This window comes from Bradyrhizobium sp. AUGA SZCCT0283, from assembly GCF_018130385.1.
GTDB lineage: Bacteria > Pseudomonadota > Alphaproteobacteria > Rhizobiales > Xanthobacteraceae > Bradyrhizobium.
On sequence record NZ_JAFCLU010000095.1, the window covers coordinates 1 to 2851 of the forward strand.

Annotated in this window: 4 protein-coding genes and 1 pseudogene; 3 read left to right on the plus strand and 2 right to left on the minus strand. The window is 60.2% G+C overall.

Going from position 1 to position 2851, the window contains the following annotated elements; genetic code table 11:
• A partial coding sequence (locus JQ624_RS38165) for a hypothetical protein (RefSeq protein ID WP_212424006.1) occupies window positions 1-203 on the plus strand: 203 nt, incomplete at its 5' end.
• 146 nt (window positions 204-349) lie between these two features.
• Here the strand turns inward: JQ624_RS38165 and JQ624_RS38170 are convergent.
• Window positions 350-1357 (minus strand): annotated as a pseudogene (locus tag JQ624_RS38170) (IS91 family transposase); the annotation flags it as partial.
• A 202-nt stretch (window positions 1358-1559) separates the two neighbouring features.
• On the opposite strand from JQ624_RS38170, the gene JQ624_RS38175 reads away from it, so the two are divergent.
• Window positions 1560-1910, plus strand: coding sequence for a hypothetical protein (locus JQ624_RS38175; protein WP_212424007.1), 351 nt, complete (start codon window positions 1560-1562; stop codon window positions 1908-1910).
• 37 nt (window positions 1911-1947) lie between these two features.
• On the opposite strand, the gene JQ624_RS38180 is transcribed toward JQ624_RS38175, so the two are convergent.
• A complete protein-coding gene (locus JQ624_RS38180; RefSeq protein ID WP_249130427.1) occupies window positions 1948-2238 on the minus strand; it encodes a hypothetical protein in 291 nt (96 codons plus the stop codon).
• 84 nt (window positions 2239-2322) lie between these two features.
• Here JQ624_RS38180 and JQ624_RS38185 point away from each other — a divergent pair.
• Window positions 2323-2851: SOS response-associated peptidase (locus JQ624_RS38185; protein ID WP_212424008.1), on the plus strand; the 529-nt coding region annotated here is incomplete at its 3' end.

Below are 2851 nucleotides of genomic sequence, written 5' to 3' on the forward strand. Positions count from 1 at the left end.
AACGGGCCTTGAGATCGAACAAAGAAACTGATGAAGGACAAAAGATTTGCTGCCCTGGGGAACTCCTTGACAAAAAAGCTCCATACAAGGAAACCGCGCGTGAGGAACGTAAGGCCGCGACGCAGGGGCTATGGGGATTTGAGCGCTGCGGGCGAGCTGACCGATTTGGATCGAGCCGATGCAACGGGTTGCTCGACGGTTGAGCGGCTGACCAATGATCGGCGGATGGTGTCGGGCTCTATAAATTTTCGGACGATTTGCGACGGCTGGCGGATATCCGGGCGCGCTCTGCCGTGGCCGGCCGGGAGCCAGCGAGCGCGACGAGCAGATTGGCGAGGTTGTGGCACGGTCACGAGGTGTCGATCCTGATGACGGTTGCTGGAGAAGTCGGCCGATGCCGTGGCGTTGCGCCGCGCGCGAAGACCTCGATGATGATCATGGGACCGCCGCAGCATGGACAAGCCGGCTTGCTGGAATCTTCGGCGGCACTGGTGGGCTCGCTCTGTGCGTTTGAAGCGGCGAGCAGTTCGCGCGCGCGTGCGACGTTGTCGGCGCACGCGCTTTTGGCGAACAGGCCGTAGTGGCGGATGCGGTGCAGGCCTTTTGGCAGCACGTGGACGAGGAAGCGGCGGATGAACTCGTCCGTGGCGAGCGTCATGTGCTTGTATCGATCGCGGCCCTCGATGTGGTAGTCCTTCCATTTGAAGGTGACGCCCTGCTCGTCGAAGGCAACCAGACGGCTGTTGGCGATGGCCACGCGGTGGGTGTAGCGCGACAAATAGGCCAACACCGCTTGAGGTCCGCCGAACGGGCGCTTGGAATAGACGACCCATTCGGCCTTGTGCAGCGGGGCGAGATGAGCTGCGAAGGATGGCGCATCGGCCAGATGGACGTCGTTACCGAAGAAGCTCAGGCGGCCGGCTTGGTGGGCGGCGACGAGCTTCTCCAGGAACAGTCGGCGGAACAGGCGGGAGAGCACTCGCACCGAAAGGAAGAAGCCCGGTCGACACGATACCCAGCGCTGGTCGTCCAGCGAGATGCCCCCGCCCGGCACGATCATGTGTACGTGGGGGTGGTGGGTCAGCGCCGAGCCCCAGGTGTGCAGCACGGCGGTGATGCCGATCCGCCCACCCAAATGCTTCGGGTCGGCGGCGATCGTCAGCATGGTCTCGGCCGAGACTTTGAGCAGCAGATCGTAGAGGACGGCCTTGTTCTGGTAGGCGATGTCGGCGATGGCCGCAGGCAGCGTGAACACGACGTGATAATACCGCACCGGCAACAGGTCGGCTTCGCGGTCGGCGAGCCAGTCCCTCGCGGCAGCGCCCTGGCACTTCGGGCAGTGCCGGTTGCGGCAGGAGGCAAAGTCCGCCGACACCTTCTACTGTATGGTGCCCACGGGTCGGGGAAGACTTACCTGGGCTTGCCGAAGCTAACAACCGCGCGGCTCAAGGGATCGCTGAGTGCGAGCGAGCCTTGGCTTTAAATCACAACTTGGCTAGTGCGCACGGGGTTATTGGAGAGGCCAAGCTATTCGCGGCGCAGAAACAGAGGCTCATGTGGTGGAAGCACTTCGCCTCTCGCCTCACGATGTGCTGGCCTCCCGATGGCTATCGACCATCGCGTTCTCCAAGCTGCAGGTTGACGCGGATGTCGAAGCACTCAGATGGTTCCGGCGGGGCATCGAAATCAACCGAAATTATCCCCTGTTGCATTTTGGACTTGCCACCGCGCTGGCGTTGCTCGACGCTCTGGATGAGGCAAAGTCCGCCGCAAGGATCGGACTTGCGCTCGATCCCACTTTTACTATCCGCCGCTTCCGCTCCGGCGCATCGACTGACAACCCAACCTACTTGGCAAAGCGCGAGCGCGTCTGTGAGGGCATGCACATGGCGGGAATACCGGAGGGCTAGGCGGACCCGGGGGATAAGAACGAATGTCGATCACAAATTAAATACGGACCGTGCGCCATCCTGCCGCGCGCGTCCATTTCAGAACAGAGCCACTTTTCGCCACCCAACCAAAGTAGAACTTTTGACCCGACATGTGATAGATGCGCTCGCCGGTGGTGGCGTTGATCTTGCCTTTGATGGGGCAGCAGACAAGGATTGGGCGGAGCTCGGTCGCCGTGATGATGCCGCCGACAATAGCCAATCCGATTAACGTCGGGACTATCGTTTTCCGGGTTCTCAAGCTGCGGCTCTGCGTTGCCCTGGAACTTGGAATATCCTCGAAAATCATTAAGCAACTAAATCCTCGTTACTTCGCTTTTGATGTGTTTTAGGAAGCCCCAGCAAAATGAGCGAAGTGCAGTGAAATGCGATAATGTGCAACCTATATTCGATCACTACGAACCAAGAAGCGATCTCTCGCCTTTTCCGCGTGATGAACCGCTATGTCGGAAACCTTCCGGCAATACCGAGCGTGTTTCCCGACTATCCCGCGCCCGTCATCCGCAGTGCTGGCAATGAGCGCGAGTTGATCCTGATGCGCTGGGGCATGCCACCACCGCTGCGAACAGGTGGCTCGCCTGTGACGAATATTCGCAACACGTCGTCGCCGCACTGGCGCGGCTGGCTAAAGCCAGATAACCGATGCCTCGTGCCTTTCAATAGCTTCGCGGAATACGCGCCTAAGCCGAACCCCGTGACCAAAAAGAAAGACGTGGTCTGGTTTGCGCTCAACGATGATCGACCGCTGACCGCTTTCGCGGGCATCTGGACTGAGTTCAAGGGCGACCGCGGCACTAAGTCTAAGCCGATCCCCGGTCCGCATTTGGTCTACGGTTTCCTGACCACCGCGCCGAACGCGGTCGTTGAGCCGATCCATCCGAAGGCTATGCCGGTAATCCTGA

Bases quoted from the DNA above. Each gene is read 5' to 3' on its own strand.
- JQ624_RS38180 (WP_249130427.1), bottom strand. From the start codon at position 2,238: ATGATTTTCGAGGATATTCCAAGTTCCAGGGCAACGCAGAGCCGCAGC.